This window comes from Vibrio sp. 2132-1, from assembly GCF_033344315.1.
In genome coordinates, this window is the sequence record NZ_JAWPON010000310.1 from 1 (window position 1) to 717 (window position 717).

General features: G+C 45.6%; 1 pseudogene. It reads right to left on the reverse strand.

What is annotated here, in order from left to right:
* Nucleotides 1-717: pseudogene (gene vmrA, locus R8N47_RS25120) on the reverse strand (sodium-coupled multidrug efflux MATE transporter VmrA); the annotation flags it as partial.

Consider the following 717-nt stretch of genomic DNA (forward strand, 5'->3'; position numbering starts at 1 on the left):
TTCTACTGGGCTATCCACCATCAACTTTTGGATATCACGCCAAAGCATACTCATCACAACCAGACTTAACGCAATGTTGGATAGCGGGAATGCAATCCAAATGCCTGTCACACCCAACAGTTTTGGCATGATGAACAAGAACGGCAGTTGGATAAGCATATTGCCCACCGTCACAAACATCGCCTTACTGCCTTTGTTGACCGATTGATAGTAAGCCCCTGCTACCACTAAGAAACCATCCAGAAACAGTGCGAACATGTGGAGACGAATTCCCACCACAGCACTTTCGATAAGCTGCTGATCCGCATCATTAAAGACGGATACGAGCTGGTACGGGAAAATGTTCATCAATACCACGAACACAACACCACCTAAAACCGATGACCCCATAGCAATTTGTAGCAACTTACGAATGTTATCTTGATTTCGTGCGCCATGGTTGTAGCTCACCAAAGGCTGCATACCATTGGCAATGCCTTCCGCCACGAGATAATAGACCGTCACAATATAACCTAAAATGGCGTAAGCGCCGATCAAAAGCGGGCTGCCGTATTGTGCGAATAATGCGTTGTGCAGAGCTACCATCGTAGATCCATAAGCGTACATAAGAAAGCTGGATGTCCCGATAAGCACAATTTTAGGAATAGCATCCAATTGCACTTTCAACTCTCTGAATGTTAGACGTAACTTCGCTTTAGGAGAGAAGAAGTAGCCCAC